Raw genomic sequence first — 18,532 nt, 5'->3', positions numbered from 1 at the left:
GCGGAAATCGGAACCAGCCATTATAGCGCCAGCGGCGCGGCATTGTGCGGCGCAGCGCTGCGGCTGGTTTATTAAAAGACAACATCATGCAATAATGGCCGTTCCTTATACAGCGAAACGCCAGCATGCAAGCCGACACCGCGCAAACCGTACTGGAATCGTCCACCAACCTCAGCACCGGCTATGCGCGCATCGCGGCCGGCTTGCTGCAGGGGCTGGGCGTGTACCTGCTCCATCTGGCCGTCGTCAGCAAGGCCTGGCCCGCCACCTCCCCCTTGCTGTTCTTGCCGCTGCTGATGGCCTGCGTGCTGCTGCCGGTCCTGCTGATTTCGGGCCTGGGTCACCTCCAGGGCCGCAAGCTGGCGGCCTGGCTGGCGCTGGCCGCGCTCGCCGTCGTCGCCTTCGCGCTGCATGACGCGTGGCGCAACGCGGGCGCGCCGGGCTACGCCGGGCCGGAAGGGCAGGTGCGCTTGCCGTCGGCGCTGGTATCGGTTTTCAGCGCGGCGTTCTGCTTTATTGCGCATTCCATGGTCAAGGCGGGCGCGCAGGATGAGCGCTGGCTGGCCAGCTACGCCACGTATTTTGAAACCGCCTGGAAGCTGTTCATCCAGTGCGCGTTTTCCGCCATGTTTGTAGGCGCCACCTGGGCCATGCTGGCGCTGGGCTCCGAACTGTTCATGCTCGTCAAGCTGAGCTTCCTGCACACGCTGCTTGGCAAAGCCTGGTTCATTGCGCCGGTAATGTGCTTCGCGTTCGCCTGCGCCATGCACATTACCGACGTGCGGCCCGCCATCGTGCGCGGCATCCGCACGCTGCTGCTGGTGCTCATGTCCTGGCTGCTGCCGGTGACCGTGCTGCTGCTGGGCGGCTTCTTGTGCACGCTGCCGTTCACGGGGCTGGACGCGCTGTGGAAAACCGGCCACGCCACCGCCGTGCTGCTGGGCGCGGACGCCATGCTGGTAGTGCTCATCAACGCCGCGTACCAGAACGGCGAGGTGGAGCGCAGCGTGGCGCCCTTGGTGCGCCTGGCCGCGCGCGTTGGCGCCATGCTGCTGTTGCCGGTGATGGCGATCGCCGTGTATGCGCTGGCGCTGCGGGTGGGCGACTACGGCTGGAGTTCGGACCGCATCATCGCGGCCGCCTGCCTGCTGGTGGGCACGTTCTACGCCGTCGGCTACGCCGTCGGCTACGCCTTCGGCGCCTGGCGGCGGGACGCCTGGCTGCCCACCCTGGCCACGACCAATGTGGGCGCTGCTTGCCTGGTGCTGGCCGTGCTGTTCGCCCTGTTCACGCCGCTGGCCGATCCGGCCCGCATCTCGGTCAATAGCCAGATGGCGCGCCTGGAAAGCGGCGCAGTGAAGGCGGACAAGTTCGACTATGAATACCTGAGATTCGAAGGCGCGCGCTATGGCCGCGCCGCGCTGGAAAGCCTCAAGCTGGCCGGCGGTCCGGACGGGCCGCAAAAGCGCGCAGGCGCCGCCGCCGCGCTGGCCACGGATTACCGCAGCTGGCGCGCCCCGGCCGAGATGGCGGTGGCGGTCGACATCAGCACCAACCTGGCCGTGTGGCCGCAAGGCAGCCGCCTGCCGGACGGCTTCCCGCTGCGCAGCTGGACCGCGCGCAACCTGCACGGCGCCCTCGCGCCGCGCTGCCTGCGCGAGCAGGGCGCGCATTGCGACGCCTTTTTGCTGGACCTGACCGGCGACGGCAAGCCCGAGGTCGTGGTGGTGGGCACGGAACTGTCCGACAGCTCGGCGGTGCTGGGCGAGCAGGGCGGCAAGTGGGAGCAGGTCGGCAGCCTGCCATACGCCCTGGCCGGCTGCGCACCCTTGCTGGCCAAGCTCAAGGCGGGCGAAGTCCGGGCGGTGGCCAAGCCCATGATGGACCTGGAAGTGGGTGGCCAGCGCATCGTGGCCAACCCAACCAGGCTGGAACGCACGAAACTCTGCAGCGCAACCCCAGAACCGCTGCCGCATTGATACGCTGAACCGGTGCGCGCCGGCCGTGCGCACCGCCGCCGCGCATAGGCGTAATATGGATAGCCCCGCTACCTGAGGAGGCAATATGGCCAGCATCCAGCAAATCGTACCTTGCCTGTGGTTTGACTCGCAGGCGGAAGACGCCGCCAACTTCTATATTGGCATCTTCGATAATTCCAAAATCACGCAGATTACGCACTACACCGAGGCCGGCAAGGATATCCACGGCCGCCAGCCCGGGTCCGTGCTGACGGTGTCGTTCTCGCTCAACGGCACGGAATTCACCGCCATGAACGGCGGTCCGATGTTCAAGTTCAGTGAAGCCATTTCGTTCCAGGTGATGTGCGAGAGCCAGCAGGAAGTGGACCGCTACTGGCTGCACCTGGGCGAGGGCGGCGACCCGGCCGCGCAGCAGTGCGGCTGGCTGAAGGATAAATTCGGCTTGTCCTGGCAGGTGGTGCCGCGCGTGATGATGGAAATGATACGGGAGCATGGCTCCGCCAAAACCGAGCGCGTCATGGCCGCCATGATGCAAATGAAAAAGCTCGACATCGCCGCGCTACAGCGCGCCTACGCGGGCTGATATTGACCGCACTATCCTGGAGGAGACACGCCATGCAAGCGCAACCCCTGATCGCGGTGAGCGACGTGGAAGCCAGCAGCCGCTGGTATCAAACCGTGCTTGGCGCGCGCAGCGCCCACGGCGGCAAGGACTACGAACAACTGATGTTCGGCGAGCGCCTTATCCTGCAGCTGCACCGCTGGGAGGCGCACGGCCATGCCCACATGGGCGACCCGGAGAAGCGGCCCTACGGCAACGGCGTGCTGCTGTGGTTCCACACCGAAGACTTCGACGAAGCGGTGGAGCGCGCCGCCTCCATCGCCGCCGTGGTGCTGGACGGCCCGCGTGAAAACACCAACGCCTCCCACCGCGAAATCTGGCTGCGCGACCCCGACGGCTACGTGGTCGTCATCGCCGGTCCGTATGGCGACACGGGCATGTAGTCAGCTTTTGAACTGGGCGGCCAGGAAGTCGATGAAGGCGCGCAGTTTGGCGGGCTGGTGCTGGCGGCTGGGGTAGTAGGCGTACAGGTCGGCCGAGGGCAGGGCGTAGTCGGGCAGCACCACTTGCAGGCGGCCGCTGTCCAGGTATTTGGCCAGGTCCCACTCGGAGCGCAGCAGGATGCCGTGGCCGTCCAGCGCCCAGCCCAGCACCACGTCGCCGTCGTTGCTGGACAGCCCGCCGCGCACCTTCACCGATTCGGTCTTGCGGCCTTTGCTCAGGCGCCAGGTGGCGTAGGCGTCGTCGTTCTGGCGGTGCAGGATGCAGCGGTGCTGCGCCAGGTCCTGCGGCGCGGCGGGCGCGCCGGCTCGCTTCAGATAGGCCGGCGAGGCGCACAGGAAGCGCCGGTTGGACATGATCTTGCGCGCGCTCAGCCGCGTGTCGGGCAGCTCGCCGAAGCGGATGCCGAGGTCATATGCTTCCTCCACCAGGTTGATGGCGCGGTCCGTCAGCTGCAGTTGCACGTCCACCTCCGGATACGCCTGCGCAAAGGCGGACACCAGCGGCGCGATGGCGGTGCGGCCGAAGCCCAGCGTGGCGTTCACGCGCAGCAGGCCTTTCGGCGCGGCGCGGCTGCTGGACACCGACTCCTCCATGGCACGGATGTCGGCCAGGATCTGCGTGGCCTGCGCCAGATAGGTCTCGCCCTCGCTGGTCAGGCTGACGCGGCGCGTGGTGCGGTTCACCAGCCGCACGCCGAGGCGCTGCTCCATCAGCATCAACCGCTTGGTGGCGGCCGGCGGCGTGATGGCCAGCTCGCGCGCCGTGGCCGACAGGCTGCCCAGCTTGGCCAGCAGCACGAAAAAACCCAGTTCGGACGTGTCGCTTTTCACTTTAAGTAAATAATCATGTAAATAGTGATGAATTATAGCGCCGCTGTTTAAGGCTATGCTGGTGTCATTCCCAACCAGGAGACTTAGCATGAAAATCGTCAGCATCCTCGAAAAGACCCTGCCCATCAGCTCCCCGATCCGCAACGCCTACATCGACTTCAGCAAAATGACCTTGAGCCTGGTGGCCGTGGTCACGGACGTGGTCCGCGACGGCAAGCCGGTAGTCGGCTACGGCTTCAACTCCAACGGCCGCTACGGCCAGGGCATGCTGATGCGCGAGCGCTTCATCCCGCGCATCCTGGAGGCCGATCCGGCCACGCTGGTCAGCGACGACGGCAGCAACCTCGATCCGCACAAGATCTGGAACTGCATGTACACCAACGAAAAGCCGGGCGGCCACGGCGAGCGCTCCGTGGCCATCGGCACCATCGACATGGCGATCTGGGACGCGGTGGCCAAGATCGCCAACAAGCCCTTGTACCAGCTGCTGGCCGAGCGCTACGGCAACGGCACGCCGGACAAGAAGGTGTTTGTGTACGCGGCGGGCGGCTACTACTATCCCGGCCAAAGCCACGACGCGCTGAAGGACGAGATGCGCAGCTATATCGACCGCGGCTACACGGTGGTGAAGAAGAAGATCGGCGGCGCCTCGCTGGACGAAGACCTGCGCCGCATCGACTCCATCCTGAGCGTGCTGGGCGACGGCCAGAAGCTGGCGGTGGACGCCAACGGCCGCTTCGACCTGGACACCGCCATCGCCTACGCGAAGGCACTCAAGCAGTACGACCTGTTCTGGTACGAGGAAGCGGGCGACCCGCTGGACTTCGAGCTGCAGGCCACGCTGCGCAGCTACTACGACAAGCCCATGGCCACCGGCGAGAACCTGTTCTCGATGCAGGATGCGCGCAACCTGATCCGCTACGGCGGCATGCGCCCGGACCGCGACTGGCTGCAGTTCGACTGCGCGCTGAGCTACGGCCTGGTGGAATATCTGCGCACGCTGGACATGCTGCACGAACACGGCTGGTCGCGCACGCGCTGCATTCCGCACGGCGGGCACCAGATGTCGCTGAATATCGCGGCGGGCCTGGGCCTGGGCGGCAACGAGTCTTATCCGGATTTGTTCCAGCCCTTCGGCGGCTTCCCGGACGGCGTGAGCGTGGACAACGGCTACATCACCATGCCCAATCTGCCGGGCATCGGCTTCGAAGGCAAGTCCAACCTGTACGCGGAGATGCGCGCGCTGAGCGGGCAGTGAGCCGCTGCCGCTTCAATTGCGGCGGATGGACATGCAGTGCGGCCCGGGCGCAGTGGCCACCAGCTTCCACGTGCCTGAGACGCGCTGCAAAAGACGGAAGCTGGAGCTGTCCCCGGTGTAGTCGGTGATGGCGATTTCGTCCTGGCCGTCGCCGTCGAGATCGGCGTTGCTCATGAAGGCGCTGGCGAACAGCACTTTCTTGGCGCGCGCCATCTGGTTCAGACGGTGGAACACCATGCCATATTTGCCGCTCTGGTCCGGCTCGGCGATCAGCGTCAGCGTGTAAGTATGTTTGGGGCCGTCGTCGCCGCCCAGGTTGGCAAGCAGCAGCGGCTTGCTGCTGCCAAGCAGGGGCAGGGCGACGGCTGTTTGCAGGCTCTCGTTCTCGCTGCGCATTTGCGCCAGCGCGCGGGCGATCTCCGTGGAAGAGATGCCTGCCGCGCGCAGCACAGGCGTCGCCAGCTCGTCCAGCACTGCGTAGTCGGCCGGGCGAGGCGCGGTCGGGTCGGCGCTCAGGGCGAAGTAATTTGTGGCCAGGGTGGCGAACGGCAGCTCGCCTTCATGGTTGGCGACGCCCCACGTTACCGGGCAGTTTGCCACGGTATCGTCGCGGTCGAATTCTCCCGCCGGCCCCATGCTGCCGGTGGTGGTTTTTTCGCCGGCCAGCACGTAGAGGGTCTGGCTCTCGTTGAAGTAGTGCTGATTCAGATAGCTTTGCTGCTGCTCGACATTGCCGGGCGCGTTGAAGTCGACAATGTGGCGGTTTGCCAGCCGCGCCAGCGGCATCAGCGTGGAGCCCTGCTTTGCGAAGATGGCGCCGTTTTCATCGGGAGGGCGTGGCCGCTTCAGCGGCGCCGCCTGCAGCGCGCCATGCAGGGCGAGCGCACCGCACATGCCGAGTATGCGCAGGCGGCTCAGCATCCGTACGACGCCCCGTGAACCGTCTTGCTCCATTTTCCTGCCACTTTCTGGATCACGAAATAACTTCCCCATTCATAGCCTCTGCTCGACAGGATCAATTCGTCTATGCCGTCGCCGTCCAGGTCCGCGTTGTAGTTGAAAGTGTCGGCATACATGCCGGCTTCGCCGCCGCCGCTGCCGATATTGAAGTCTTCGTACGCCAGCCTATACTTGCCGGTCTTGTCGGCTTCCGCGATGACGGTCAGCGAGTAGCTGGGGCCGGAATCATTGTCTTCCACGGACACGCTGGCAATCAGCAAAGGGTTGGCGCCGCCGCGTACCGGTACTGCCGCAAAGCCTTCCAGTGCATTTCGGCCCTTCGACGGGCGCAGCAGCATGCGTTCGCGGTAGGCGGGATGGACGCCGTTGCGGCGCAGGATGTTGGCGATGATGGTGTTCATCGTTCCATAGGCGGCAGGGACGGGTACCTCGTACGCCGGGCTGGGGCGCAATGGGTAGTTGGTGGCGATACCCTGGGTCTCGCCGCCGTCAAACGGGCGGACCGCCGCAGTCTGCGCGTCGCAATAGCTCTGGGCCATGCCCGTTACCTGGATTTTTCGCGAGACGCCGCCCGCATGCACATGCAAAATGCGGCCGGGCTGAAAGGCCATGTCCAGCAGCTTACCGGGTAGCGGCTCGTCCGATCCGCTGCCGGGCATTCCCAGCAGCTTCCCATTGCGTAGCATGGCGAACATCTTCACGCCTTCAGTGGTACTGATGAAGATCAGTTGCGGCTCGCCCTGCTGGCGCACCACCGCGCCGCTGGCCATGGCGTCCAGCCTGGCGCGCGCGGCGGCGAGCGCACGTTTGTCGCCCCCGGCTTCCAGCACCTGGATCATGGCGTGGTGCGTGGCGGGGTTGAGCGGTTCCAGTTCGAGCGCACGCTCTGCCAGGCCGCGCCGCCGTCTGACGTCGTCCGCAGGCAGCGCAGCCAGCTCCGCGAGCAGCCGGCCGGCTTGCGGCCGGGCGGATTCAAATTGTCCGTTTTTCACCCAACCCTGCGGCCCGTCTTCAGTGCGTGCCTGGACAAGCACGCTGCTGCCGGAACGACACAGAAGCAGTAGTTCCACGCCCATGGGAATGCGCCGCAGTTCCGGCGACGCGGAGCCGGCATTGTCCTTGCCGTTCGCCAGATAGACAGCCAGTTGCGATACGTAGCCGAGGTGGTCCTTGTCCCGTTTGTCCGGCGGTTTTCCTTGCGCGTCGCACACAGGTATGGACGGCGGCGCGGGCTTGGCGGGCGCAGCAAGCGCAGGAGGCGCATGGCCGAGCAGAAGCGCCGGTACAAGCGCGAGCCCGGCCAGCGCAGCGGGTGTGCAGGCGTGCGGGCGCGTCATTCAGGCTGGTCGGCCGGGCCGCTCCACACCTGCTGCGCCACGCGCATCATGTTGCGGCCCATGACCATTTCGATTTCGCTGACGGACATGCCCAGTTTGCGCAGCTCCGGCGCGATGGTGCGCCATACGCTGGGTGGCGTGAAGGTGGGCGGCGAGTCGGCGCGGTAGCCGGCGGAGGCGGGCCACCAGTGCGAGGGATCGAAGCCGCCGGGCGGCGTGTCGTCCAGATCCTTTTGCTGGAAGCAGATATCGGTCCCTATGCCCACGTGCGCCACACCGGCCAGTTCGGCGATGTAGGCCACGTGGCGCGCCACGTCCGCCGCGCCTGGGCTGGCGCTGCCGAGGAACCAGGACAGGCCGGACACGCACACCACGCCGCCGGTGCCGGCGCAGGCGAGTATCTGCTCGTCGGTCACGTTGCGGCCGTGCGGCACCAGGCCGTAGGCGTTGGCGTGGCTGAAGATCACCGGCTTGGACGAGGCGGCCATGATGTCCAGCGTGCTGCGCAAGCCCGTGTGCGCGCAGTCCATCAGCACGCCCGCGTCGTTCACCGCCTGCACCATGCGGTGGCCCAGCTGCGTGAGGCCGTAGGCCGTGTCGTGGCAGCCGCCGGCCACGCTGTTGTTGCGGTTGTAGGCGAAGTGGATCTGGCGCACGCCCAGCTGCGCGTACAGCGCCACCATGTCCGGCTGGTCCAGCAGCGGCATGGAGCCTTCCAGGTCGAAGGAGATGGCCATCTTGCCGTCGGCGGCGGCCTGGATGATGTCGTCCACGGTGGACACCAGCACATAGCGCTCCGGTTCGGAGGCAATGGTGGCGCGGTAGCCGGCGATGACGGACATCACCTGCGAGACCGGATTCATGTCGGCGCCCACGTTCAGCGACACGTAATTGACGCCTGCGGAGCGCAGCTGCGCCACCGGCGCGAAGTCGGCTTGCGGATGCTGCGGCAGGCAAATGTGGGCGTCCCAGTTGATCATTGAAGGTGCGGGTAAGTGTTTTTAACTTGGTAATATTCCCATGAATACAAGTTCGCGGCAACCGGCAAATTGGCGCGTGCCGCAGCGGATGGCGTATACTGTCCGGTTCTCCACGCCATTCACTCCAGGTATACATGTCCTTTTCCTCGCTAGGCCTCGCGCCTTCGCTGCTCAACGCCGTCACTGAAATTGGCTACACCGAGCCGACCGCCATCCAGTCCGCCGCCATTCCCGCCGCCCTGCGCGGCGAAGACGTGCTGGGTTCCGCGCAGACCGGCTCCGGCAAGACCGCCGCTTTCGCGCTGCCGATGCTGAATGCGCTGCTGGCGAAGCGGAACGCGCCTGGCGGCAAGGACGGCGCGCGCGGCCTGCACGGCCTGGTGCTGGTGCCCACGCGCGAGCTGGCGGCCCAGGTGGGCGAGGCGATCCGCGTGCTGGTGCAGCATCTGCCGGTGCCGTTGAAGGTGTCCATCGTGTTTGGCGGCGTGTCCATCAACCCGCAGATGATGGCGCTGCGCGGCGGCGCGGACATCGTGGTGGCCACGCCGGGCCGCCTGCTGGACCTGATCGAGCACAACGCGCTGGATATTTCTTCCACCGCCACGCTGGTGCTGGACGAGGCGGACCGCCTGCTGGACATGGGCTTTACCGAGGAGATAGGCCGCATCCTGGCGCTGCTGCCTGCGCGCCGCCAGAACCTGTTTTTCTCGGCCACCTTCCCGAGCGCGGTGCAGACGCTGGCGCACCACCTGCTGCGGAATCCTGTGCGGGTGGAGGCGGCGTCCGCGCCGCAGCACGAGCCGGATATCGCGCAGCGCGCCATCGAGGTGGACGCGGTGCGCCGCCAGGTGCTGCTCAAGCATCTGATCAAGGAGAACAAGTGGAGCCGGGTGCTGGTGTTCGTGGCGACCAAGTACGCCTCCGAACACGTGTCGGAGAAACTGCGCCGCAACGGCATCCGCGCCGAAGCCTTCCACGGCGATTTCAGCCAGGGCGCGCGCACGGAGGTGCTGGCGGACTTCAAGAACGCACGCTTGCAGGTGCTGGTGGCCACGGACGTGGCGGCGCGCGGGATTGATATCGCGGAGCTGCCGGTGGTGGTGAACTTTGATTTGCCGCGCGCGCCGGCGGAGTACACGCACCGGATCGGCCGCACCGGCCGCGCGGGCAAGAGCGGCGTTGCGGTGAGCTTCGTGAGCGCGGATACGGAGGCGCATTTCCGGCTGATCGAAAACAGGCTGGGCATACGCGTGCCGCGCGAGCAGGTGGAAGGTTTTGAACCGGTCGAGGCGGCGCCCGTGCCGCATCCGGCCACCGACACCGTCAACGGCGGCATCAAGGGCAAGCGCAAGAGCAAGAAGGACAAGTTGCGCGAAGCGGCGGCAGCGGCTGCTTCGGAGTAGTCCCCGCCGGGCGCCGCCGGCAATTTATTCGGAGGCGAGGGCGATGCGCCTGCGCAGCCGCGCTGCTTCGGCCGCGTCTCCGGCCTTTTCGGCGCGCATGGCCTGCACATTGAGCCAGGCCAGCAGCGGCCGCCGCCATCCCTGTTCCGACGCGGTATCCACCGCCGCCGCTATCACCTGCGGCGTTGCGCGGTTGGCGCGGAACACCGCTCCCGCTGCCACCAGCCGTGACAGGGGATCCTTGATCGCCACCACCGCCGCGCCAGCCGCCGCGTCGTCCGCTGCGCCGGCCACGGCGCGGTGCTGTTCCGGCAAGCGTGCCGCATCGGACGGCGCCAGGCGCCCCGCAAGATAGGCCGCGTACTCGATATCCGCCCCCGACGCATCATGCGCATACTTCTGGAAGCCGGCGCATTCCTCCAGCACCAGTGACGCCAACCGCGTAGCGCAGCGCGCCAGCTCAACCCGCGCGGCCAGCTCAATATCCCCGGTGCTGGCGATCTGGCTGCGCACGCGCGCGAACTCGCTTTCCTCCACGCTGTCCTTGCCGCTCAGGTAGGCCGACTCGGCGCGTTCCAGCGAACCGTGCGCGTTCATTTTCCAGTCCGGCACCGGCGGCGCGCTGCCGCAGGCCGCCAGCAGCAAGGTGGCCGAGGCAATGGCGGCGGCGCGCAGGCGCGCTGTAGTCGTCTTCTTCATGGCAGCTTGATCTCCGTATCGCGCTTGAACGGCCATTTGCGGTTGATTTCATTGACCAGCTGCTCGATCTTGCGCAGGTTGGCGTCCACGTCGGCGCGCAGCGCGCCCAGGTCCTGCGTGGCGACGCGCGCGTTCGCGCCCACCGCCTGCGCCTCGGCCAGCACCGCGTCGAGCTTCTTCAGGCTGGCGCGCGCGTCCGACAGCAGGCCGTTCATCTGCACCACGGCCGCTTGCGTGTCGGTCATCACGCCATCCTTGCCGAAAACGCGCGCATCCGCATTGCCCACCAGCCGGTCGGCCTTGACGATCAGCGAATTGGCGTTCCGCAGCAGCTCCTGCGCCTTCTTGTCCTCGCCCGCGATCAAGCCCATCGCCCCGCCCGGGCCGTTCAGCCGTTCCGTCACGCCGCGCACGTTTTCCAGGCTGGCGCCCAGCGCCGAATCGGCTGCGGTGAGGTTGGTCACGTTCTGCAGCAGCTCCTTGGCCGCGTTCAGCAGGCGCGGGATCTCGGCCGCCACGTCGCCCACCAGCATTTCGCGTTCCGCGCCGTCCGGCAGTGGCGGGTCGGCAGGGATGCCGCTGAAGGCGCGCAGCTTGGCGCCGCCCACCAGGCCGCGCTCCAGCGTGAAGATGCTGCTGGTGCGCAGCCAGTGCGCGTCCTTGGTCGGGATGTCGATCAGCACGCGCGCCTTGGCGTCCTTGCCCAGTTCTATGCGCTGTACGCGGCCAACCGGGAAGCCCGCAAAGGTCACGTCCATGCCCACGCTCACGCCTTCCGAATCGTCTGCGGTCAGCACCAGCCGCTGCGTGGCTTCGAACGCGCCGCGCGCGTACAGCAGGTAGACGGCGGTGCCCGCCACCAGCACAAACATGAGTATCAGCAGCAGGGCTGCTTTCAGCTCGGCGTTGCGGACGGGGGAGGCTTCTGGAGCCGGTGTGGGTTCGGTCATGATGGTTCGGGGTTCAGTAGTAGTTGCCCACCAGGGAGGCGGCTTCGATCAGCAGCAGCACGGAGAACATGCGCACCATGTCCGACAGGCCGTGCACATGGCGCAGCCGGCGCGAGCCGATATGGAAGGACGAGGCCAGCGGGATCAGGCCCACGGCCAGGCTGAAGAAGAAAATCTTGAGCACCAGGATCAGCGCGACGGCGGGGTTGAAGATCTGGCCCACCACGCGGGTGTAGCCTTGCAGCGCATACGGCGTGAAGCCGTAGATGGCGAGATAGGCCAGCACCAGCGTGAGCACGCAGCTCACGGCGCCCAGCAGCCATACCGAGAACACGCCCGCCACCGCGCGCGGAAAGAATTCATCGCGCAGGCCGGCCATGCCGTTCAGCGCGTTCCTGCCGCTGGCCGCCGTGCGCATCTGCGCCAATTCCACGCCGGCCGGCAGGGTGCTGCGCAAGGCCACGAACAGCGCCGCGATGAGCGGGATCAGCTCCAGCACCAGCACTCGCACCACCATCTCGAGCGCGTAGCGCGACAGGCCGTAGCTCTGCGACGTCACCACCACGATGCGGATGATGACCAGGCTGATCAGCGCGGACAGCAGCGTGAACCAGGGCAGGTGGGGCGCGCTGCCGAGCACCAACTGGCGCGCCAGGGCAGGACGGTGGCGCGCGTTATAGCTGGACGGTGTGAGCGCGAGCGCGGCCACCAGCACGCTGAAGTGCAGCAGCTGCCACCAGCTCGCGATCCAGTCCGTGGCCCAGCGCTGCATGTCGCGCAGCAGGGCCAGCAAAGATGCCTGTGTAGTCATCTTGCCATCTTAGCATTCGGCGCTATTTGGAGGGGAACGATTCGATAATCGCGTCCGCCGCCGCGCGCACGCGGGCGGTGCGGTTCAAATCGCTGTGCATCACCAGGTAGACCTCGTAGCTTTGCTCGCGCTCGGGCCAGATGCGCACCAGCTCCGGCGTGGTGGCGGCAATGTGGGTGGCCAGTTCGCCTATGCCCAGGCCGGCCTTCACGGCTTCGTGCAGCACCAGGCCGGTGTTCACCTCCATCGCCACGCGCGCGTTGGCCACCGGCTCGCCGCACAGCTTCTCCGCATGGCGCGGCGCTACGCTGTGCTGGTAGATCACGATGTCGTGCCCGGCCAGCGCGTTGCCCGGCGTGGGCATGCCGTGTTTTTTCAGGTAGGCCTTGGAGGCGTACAGGCCCAGCGTGCGGCGCGTGAGGTGGCGCGAGATCAGGTCCGGGCTGTCCGGCCGCACGGTGCGGATGGCCAGGTCGGCTTCGCGCCGCGTCAGGCTGGAGAGCTGGGTGGCGGCGGTGAGCACAATGCGGATGTCCGGGTGGCGCTGGTGCAGGCGCTGCATGGCTTCCACCACGAAGTGCGCCGCCATGGTGTCCGAGGTCGCCACGCGGATGGTGCCGGACAGGCGATTGTCTATGCCCTGCATTTCGCGCTGCAGGCGGTCGGCGGCGGTTTCCATCTGCTCGGCGGCGCTGGCGGCCAGGTCGCCGGCCGGCGTGGCCACATAGCCGCCGGGCGTGCGCAGGAACAGCCTGGCGTTGAGCGACTTCTCCATGGCGGCCAGGCGCCTGCCCACCGTGGCCTGGTCGATGTCGAGCTGCGCAGCCGCGCCGCGCAGCGTGCCGGCGCGGTGGATGGCGAGGAAGATGCGTGCGTTGTCCCAGTCCATGATGTCAGTGAATGCATTTTTGCATTGGAGTGCTGATGTTATGCGTGTTTACTGCATCATGCAAGCGGCCTACGATGCGGGAGAATCTGTAAATGGAGTGCATCATGACGAATTATTCAAGCAGGGCAGCATCCCCCATGCCCCAGGCGCAAGCGGCCATACAGCCCGCAGGCACGCTGACGTTGCTTACCCTGGCCATCGGTTTTGTGATGGCGATGGTGGACCTCACGGCCGTGAATACGGCGCTGTCCGACATTGCGCGCGACCTGGCGGTGCCGGTATCCGGCCTGGTGTGGGTGGTGGACGGCTACACGCTGACCTTTGCCGCCTTGCTGCTGGCGGGCGGCGCGCTGGGGGACAGCATGGGCGCGCGCCGCGCCTATATCACCGGCCTGGCGGTATTCCTGTTCGGCTCCATCCTGTGCGCGGTTGCGCCCGGCGGCGGCGCCCTGACGGCAGCGCGGCTGCTGCAGGGAGCGGGCGCCGCGCTGTTCCTGCCCAATTCCCTCAGCCTGCTGACCCACACCTTCGAGGACGACAAGGTGCGCGCGCGCATGGTGGGTACGTGGTCGGCCATGGTGGGCGCATCGTCCGCCATCGGCCCGCTGGTGGGCGGCATACTGGTGCACGAATTCGGCTGGCGCAGCGTGTTCTGGGTGAACGTGCCATTGGGCTTGCTGGGTATGGCGCTGGCGTACCGGCTGATCCCCGTGGTGCAGCCGCAGCCACGGCCGCTGTCCTTCATCAGCCACGGGCTGGGCGTGCTGGCGCTGGCAGCGCTGAGTTTTGTGCTGATCGAAGGCCCGGTGCTGGGCTGGACCTCGGCGCCGCTGCTGGCGGGCATGGCGGCCACGCTGGCCGCTGCCGCGCTGCTGGTGCGGCGCGAACGGCGCATAGAACATCCCATCCTGCCGCGCGCCTTGCTGGCCAACGGCAGCTTCACGGCGGCCAACGCCACCGGCTTCCTGATCAATATGGCGGCCTTCGGCCAGTTGTTCCTGCTCAGCCTTTACGTACAGGCGCGCGGCGCCGACGCGCTGCACACCGGCTACACGCTGCTGCCCATGATGGCGGCGTTCACGATAGGGAATTTCTCCTCCGGGCGCATTTCGGCGCGGGTGGGTTTGCGCTTGCCGCTGCTGGGAGGGTTGGCCGTGGGTGCTGCCATGGGCGCGGTGCTGCTGGCGCTGGCCTGGTGGCTGCCGGCCATGCCGATGGCGCTGATGCTGGCGGTGATCGTGCTGATGAACGTGGCGGTCGGCGTGGCGATACCGGCCATGACGGCGACCGTGATGCAGGTGGCGGGCAAGGCGTATTCCAACAGCGCCGCCGCCGCGCTGAACGCCAACCGGCAGATAGGCGCGCTGGTGGGCGTGGCGCTGATGGGCACTGTGATCCACGCGCTGCCCGCCTGGAGCGCGCGCCTGCCGGTGGCGTTCGGCGTGGCGGCGCTGGCGTTTGCCGCCGCCGCCACGCTGGTGCACCGCCAAGTGCACCTCCCGCGCTAAAATTCGCAAAGGCAGGGTTGGCCGTGGATCAGCCTTGCCTGGTGCGCCACTCGATCATCTCGGCGATGGTCAGAATGGGCATGCCGTGCAATTCGGCGAAGCGTTCGATGTCCGCGCCGCGCATCATGGTGCCGTCCGGGTTCATCAGCTCGCACAGCACGGCCGACGGGTTCAGGCCCGCCATGATGGCCAGGTCCACCGAGCCTTCGGTGTGGCCTTTGCGCGCCAGTACGCCCCCCGGCGTGGCGCGCAGCGGGAAGACATGGCCGGGCCGCACCACGTCCGCCGGCCTGGCGCCCGCCGCCGTGGCGGCGCGGATGGTGGTCACGCGGTCGGCGGCGGACACGCCCGTGGTCACGCCGTGGCGCGCTTCGATCGATACCGTGAACGGCGTGCCGTAGCGGCTGCCGTTGTCCGGCGCCATGGGCGGCAGCTCCAGTTCCCGCACCTTGTCCGCGGTCAGGCACAGGCAGACGATGCCGCTGCACTCCCTTATCATCAGCGCCATGGTTTCCACGGTGAGCTTGTCGGCCGCCACGATCAGGTCCGCTTCGTTTTCACGGTCGAAATCGTCCAGCAGGATGACGGGCACGCCCGCGCGCATGGCCGCCAGCGCGGACTGGATGCGGCCTTCGAGATCTGGACTGGAGAGGGTGTATGGGTTGACTTCTTGATTGACTAGCATGGGTGAAACGCTCCTCGCATAAGTTGGCGAAAAACGCATCAGGGCAAGCGACGACGCGCGGCTGCCCGTCTCGATCGCTCGATAGGGAAGCCGCGTTGCAGCGCACATCTTCTTTCATCCGGACTATGACCGTCGGCCCTGGAATTGCACCAGATCTGCTGACCTTGCGTGAGCAAGCGCTCGCGGGCTTGACCGTTGCCGGTTTTACCGCCGGTGGGGAATTTCACCCCGCCCCGAAGACGTATTGGTTAATGCCTCTACAATGAGACGCAGCGATTGTAGCCCAATCGCGCAGACTTCGTGTATTGTGGCAACTTATTTAATATCATCCTGCTAAGCATGGCTATTATGAAATTGCGCGCCGCAGCGGCCGCCGCTGTTATCCTGCTGGTCTCCGCGCTGCCCGCACTGGCCGAAATCGATCCTGCCGCGCCCCTGCCGATGGCGCGCGACATCAAGGTTGGCAAGCTGGCCAATGGCTTTACCTACTACATCAAGCAGAACGCCAAGCCGGAGAAGCGGCTGGAGCTGCGCCTGGTGGTGAAAGCCGGTTCGATGCTGGAAGACGACGACCAGCGCGGCCTGGCCCACGTCACCGAGCACATGGCCTTCAACGGTTCCAACCATTTCAAGCGCCACGAACTGGTCTCCTATCTGCAGTCCATCGGCGTGAAATTCGGCGCGGACCTGAACGCCTACACCGGCTTTGACGAAACGGTTTACATCCTCCCGCTGCCCCTCGGTAAAAAAGAAGACCTGGACAAGGGTTTCCAGGTGCTGGAGGACTGGGCGCACGGCCTGGTGCTCAACGACGCGGACATTGAAAGCGAGCGCGCCATCGTGCTGGAGGAGCTGCGCCTGCGCGGCGGCACCAGGAACACCAAGGACTTGTACGCCAAGCGCTTCAACAACGAACGTTATGGCGACCGGCTGCCCAGCGGCACCGTCGAGTCGCTGCACGCCTTCGCGCCGGAGGCGGTCAAACGCTTTTACCGCGACTGGTACAGGCCGGACCTGATGGCCGTGATCGTGGTGGGTGATATCGATCCGGCCGAAGCGGAACAGCTGGTGAACAAGCACTTCGGCAAGATGGCCGGACCGGCCGCGCCGCGCCCCCGCATCTACGCCGAGATTCCGCCCTATGCCGCCAACGACGCCCTGGTGCAGCGCTACAATGAAGCCCCCAGCAATACGGTGACGATCACCTATCCGGCCGAGCCCCACCGTCCGGACAACACCATGGCCGGCTACCGCGCGCAGCTTATCGAGCGGCTGTACACGTCCATGCTGTCGCTGCGGCTGGCGGAACTGGCGCAAAGCGCCAATCCCCCCTTCATCCAGGGCAGCAGCGCGCGCAGTACGATAGCCCCCGGCTACCGCATGTTCCAGTCGAATGCGGTGCTGGGCAAGGGCGGCGCCCAGCCGGCGGTGACCGCGCTGATACAGGAGAACGAACGCGCGCGCCGCCATGGTTTCACGGCGGCGGAACTGGAGCGTGCCCGCAAGAGTTTGATGAGCGCGGCGGAAGTGCGCTACCGGGAACGCGACACCATCAACTCGGCCAGCGTGGCCGTGCCGCTGATACGCTCCTTCCTGCTGGGCGAAGCCTTGCCCGGGCCGGCCTATGAGTATGAATTCCTGAAAGAGCTGCTGCCCGCCGTCACGCTGGAGGAGGTGAACGGCGCTGCGGCCAAGGCGCTGCCGTCGGGCCAGCCCAAGCTGGCGGTCTACGGCGGCAGCGATCGCGGAGAAGTGCGGGCACCGTCGCGCGACGCGCTGCTGGCCGCAGCCGCAGCGGCCGAGGCAACGCCGCTGCCGCCGCTGGTGGAAAAAGTCTACGGCGCCAGCCTGATGGACACGCTGCCCAAGCCGGGCAGCATCGTCAAGGAAAGCGTGAACCAGGCGCTGGGTATCACCGAGCTAAGCTTGAGCAACGGCGTGCGCGTGGTCCTCAAGCCGACCAGCTTCAAGACCCAGCAAGTGCTGATGGGCGGCTTCCGCCCCGGCGGCCAGTCGCTGTACGACGCCGCCGACCTGCACAGCGCGCGCCTGGCCAGCAGCATTGTCGCGGGTATGGGATTGATGGATTACGCGCCGCTGGAACTGGGCAAAGTCCTGGCGGGCAAATCCGTGCAGGCGGCCGTGAACATCAGCGAGCTGTATGAAAATGTGAACGCCAGCGCCGGCACGGCGGAAGTGGAAACCATGCTGCAGCTGGTGCACCTGCGTTTCACCCGCCCGCGCAAGGACGAGAACCTGTTCGCCTCCTACATCGCCAAGCAGCGCGAACTGGCGACGGCCAGGGCCGCCACGTCCGATGCGGTGTTCGGCGACAAGATCACCGGCGCCATGTATAACGACCATCCGCTGCTGCCGCGCCTGATGCAGCCGGCGGACTACGACAAGCTCAAACTGGACCGCGTGGCCGAGATCTACCGGGAGCGTTTTTCCAGCGCCAAGGACTTCACGTTTGTGCTGGTGGGCAGCTTCGAGGTGGACAAGCTCAAGCCGCTGCTGGCCACCTACCTGGGCAGCCTGCCTGTGGCCGACATTCCCACCGCTTTCCGCGACCGTGGCGTGCGCCCGGCGACAGGCTTGATCAAGACCGACATCTACCGTGGCTCCGAGAAATCAAGCCGGATCAACCTGCGCTTCACCAGCGAGGCGCCGTATTCGGAGGACGAGGCGATGCGCGTGCGCGCGCTGGCCGAAGTACTCAACATCAAGCTGGTCGACGTGCTGCGCGACGAGAAGGGGCTGCTCTACACCGGCAGCTTCACCGGCAAATTGAGCAAGCAGCCCTACGGCCAGGTTGCCTTCAGCGCCAATCTGCCATGTGCATCCGGCAGCGTGCCCAAGGTGATCGCCGCCACCATGGACTTGCTGAAGAAGATGCAGGAGCAGGGGCCGGACCCGGCGGACCTGGCCAAGGTAAAGACCAACTGGATTTTGTCCTACCGCAGGGCCTTGCAGGACAACGGCTTCTGGCTCAACGGCCTGCAGGGCGCGTATGCCAACGGCAGCGATCCCGCCATCCTGCTGCGCGACGAGCAGCGCATCGCGGCGATCACGCCGGAAAGCCTGCGGGAGGTGGCCAAGCGCTACATCAAGTTCGACAATTACGTGCAAGCGGTTCTGCACCCGGAAACCAAGTAAGGAAAGCGGAAATACCATGAG

General features: G+C 66.4%; 16 protein-coding genes and 1 riboswitch. Of the genes, 7 read left to right on the top strand and 9 right to left on the bottom strand.

Features of this window, described 5'->3' with window-relative positions; translation table 11 throughout:
- Positions 1-125 precede the first annotated feature (125 nt).
- The 3 genes from KT882_RS22790 (at position 126) to KT882_RS22780 (ending at position 2,984) form a co-directional block, all read left to right on the top strand.
- Positions 126-1,979 (top strand): DUF4153 domain-containing protein, encoded by a 1,854-nt coding sequence (locus tag KT882_RS22790; protein ID WP_228893388.1) that lies wholly within the window; start codon positions 126-128, stop codon positions 1,977-1,979.
- A gap of 85 nt (positions 1,980-2,064) precedes the next feature.
- A complete protein-coding gene (locus tag KT882_RS22785; protein ID WP_228893387.1) occupies positions 2,065-2,562 on the top strand; it encodes a VOC family protein in 498 nt (165 codons plus the stop codon).
- Positions 2,563-2,594: 32 nt separating this feature from the next.
- Positions 2,595-2,984 (top strand): VOC family protein, encoded by a 390-nt coding sequence (locus KT882_RS22780; protein WP_228893386.1) that lies wholly within the window; start codon positions 2,595-2,597, stop codon positions 2,982-2,984.
- Here the strand turns inward: KT882_RS22780 and KT882_RS22775 are convergent, their stop codons facing one another.
- Entirely contained in the window at positions 2,985-3,875 is an 891-nt protein-coding gene (locus KT882_RS22775) for a LysR family transcriptional regulator (protein ID WP_161073046.1), read from the bottom strand. It lies immediately after the preceding gene.
- 88 nt (positions 3,876-3,963) lie between these two features.
- On the opposite strand from KT882_RS22775, the gene KT882_RS22770 reads away from it, so the two are divergent.
- The gene (locus KT882_RS22770) at positions 3,964-5,133 is read left to right on the top strand and encodes a mandelate racemase/muconate lactonizing enzyme family protein (protein ID WP_161073045.1); all 1,170 of its coding nucleotides are present in this window, start codon (positions 3,964-3,966) and stop codon (positions 5,131-5,133) included.
- A 12-nt stretch (positions 5,134-5,145) separates the two neighbouring features.
- On the opposite strand, the gene KT882_RS22765 is transcribed toward KT882_RS22770, so the two are convergent.
- From KT882_RS22765 to KT882_RS22755, 3 genes are read right to left on the bottom strand one after another with little or no spacing between them, the layout of a single operon-like run.
- On the bottom strand, positions 5,146-6,054 hold the full coding sequence (locus KT882_RS22765) for a hypothetical protein (RefSeq protein WP_161073044.1): 909 nt from the start codon (positions 6,052-6,054) through the stop codon (positions 5,146-5,148).
- On the bottom strand, positions 6,048-7,430 hold the full coding sequence (locus tag KT882_RS22760) for a hypothetical protein (RefSeq protein WP_228893385.1): 1,383 nt from the start codon (positions 7,428-7,430) through the stop codon (positions 6,048-6,050). Before KT882_RS22760 ends, KT882_RS22765 begins: the two co-directional genes overlap by 7 nt.
- Entirely contained in the window at positions 7,427-8,410 is a 984-nt protein-coding gene (locus KT882_RS22755; RefSeq protein ID WP_161073042.1) for a dipeptidase, read from the bottom strand. The genes KT882_RS22760 and KT882_RS22755 overlap by 4 nt, the downstream gene beginning before the upstream one ends.
- A 134-nt stretch (positions 8,411-8,544) precedes the next feature.
- On the opposite strand from KT882_RS22755, the gene KT882_RS22750 reads away from it, so the two are divergent.
- Positions 8,545-9,813 carry a DEAD/DEAH box helicase gene (locus KT882_RS22750; protein WP_228893384.1) on the top strand — a complete coding sequence of 423 codons (1,269 nt, stop codon included), beginning with the start codon at positions 8,545-8,547 and terminating at the stop codon, positions 9,811-9,813.
- 24 nt (positions 9,814-9,837) lie between these two features.
- Here KT882_RS22750 and KT882_RS22745 read toward each other — a convergent pair whose 3' ends face one another.
- Genes KT882_RS22745 through KT882_RS22730 form a run of 4 tightly spaced genes read right to left on the bottom strand, consistent with a single transcriptional unit; the run spans position 9,838 to position 13,162 of the window.
- Positions 9,838-10,512 carry a hypothetical protein gene (locus KT882_RS22745; RefSeq protein WP_161073040.1) on the bottom strand — a complete coding sequence of 225 codons (675 nt, stop codon included), beginning with the start codon at positions 10,510-10,512 and terminating at the stop codon, positions 9,838-9,840.
- Positions 10,509-11,462, bottom strand: coding sequence for an MlaD family protein (locus KT882_RS22740; RefSeq protein WP_228893383.1), 954 nt, complete (start codon positions 11,460-11,462; stop codon positions 10,509-10,511). Before KT882_RS22740 ends, KT882_RS22745 begins: the two co-directional genes overlap by 4 nt.
- A 13-nt stretch (positions 11,463-11,475) precedes the next feature.
- Positions 11,476-12,273: an MlaE family ABC transporter permease gene (locus KT882_RS22735; protein WP_228893382.1), complete on the bottom strand. Its 798-nt coding sequence runs from the start codon at positions 12,271-12,273 to the stop codon at positions 11,476-11,478.
- Between the two features lie 22 nt (positions 12,274-12,295).
- Positions 12,296-13,162, bottom strand: coding sequence for a LysR family transcriptional regulator (locus KT882_RS22730; protein ID WP_161073038.1), 867 nt, complete (start codon positions 13,160-13,162; stop codon positions 12,296-12,298).
- A 104-nt stretch (positions 13,163-13,266) separates the two neighbouring features.
- On the opposite strand from KT882_RS22730, the gene KT882_RS22725 reads away from it, so the two are divergent.
- Positions 13,267-14,670, top strand: a complete 1,404-nt coding sequence (locus KT882_RS22725) for an MFS transporter (RefSeq protein ID WP_228893381.1) — start codon at positions 13,267-13,269, stop codon at positions 14,668-14,670.
- A gap of 28 nt (positions 14,671-14,698) precedes the next feature.
- Here the strand turns inward: KT882_RS22725 and ribB are convergent, their stop codons facing one another.
- Positions 14,699-15,355, bottom strand: a complete 657-nt coding sequence (gene ribB, locus KT882_RS22720) for a 3,4-dihydroxy-2-butanone-4-phosphate synthase (protein ID WP_161073036.1) — start codon at positions 15,353-15,355, stop codon at positions 14,699-14,701.
- Positions 15,356-15,457: 102 nt separating this feature from the next.
- A riboswitch (FMN riboswitch) is annotated at positions 15,458-15,600 on the bottom strand.
- A gap of 103 nt (positions 15,601-15,703) precedes the next feature.
- On the opposite strand from ribB, the gene KT882_RS22715 reads away from it, so the two are divergent.
- Positions 15,704-18,511 carry a M16 family metallopeptidase gene (locus KT882_RS22715; RefSeq protein WP_228893380.1) on the top strand — a complete coding sequence of 936 codons (2,808 nt, stop codon included), beginning with the start codon at positions 15,704-15,706 and terminating at the stop codon, positions 18,509-18,511.
- Positions 18,512-18,532 lie beyond the last annotated feature (21 nt).

Origin of the sequence: Pseudoduganella aquatica (assembly GCF_020865585.1) — a bacterium.
GTDB lineage: Bacteria > Pseudomonadota > Gammaproteobacteria > Burkholderiales > Burkholderiaceae_D > Rugamonas > Rugamonas aquatica_A.
Note: the sequence above shows the minus strand (reverse complement) of the source record. Positions and strands in the feature narration are given on the sequence as shown.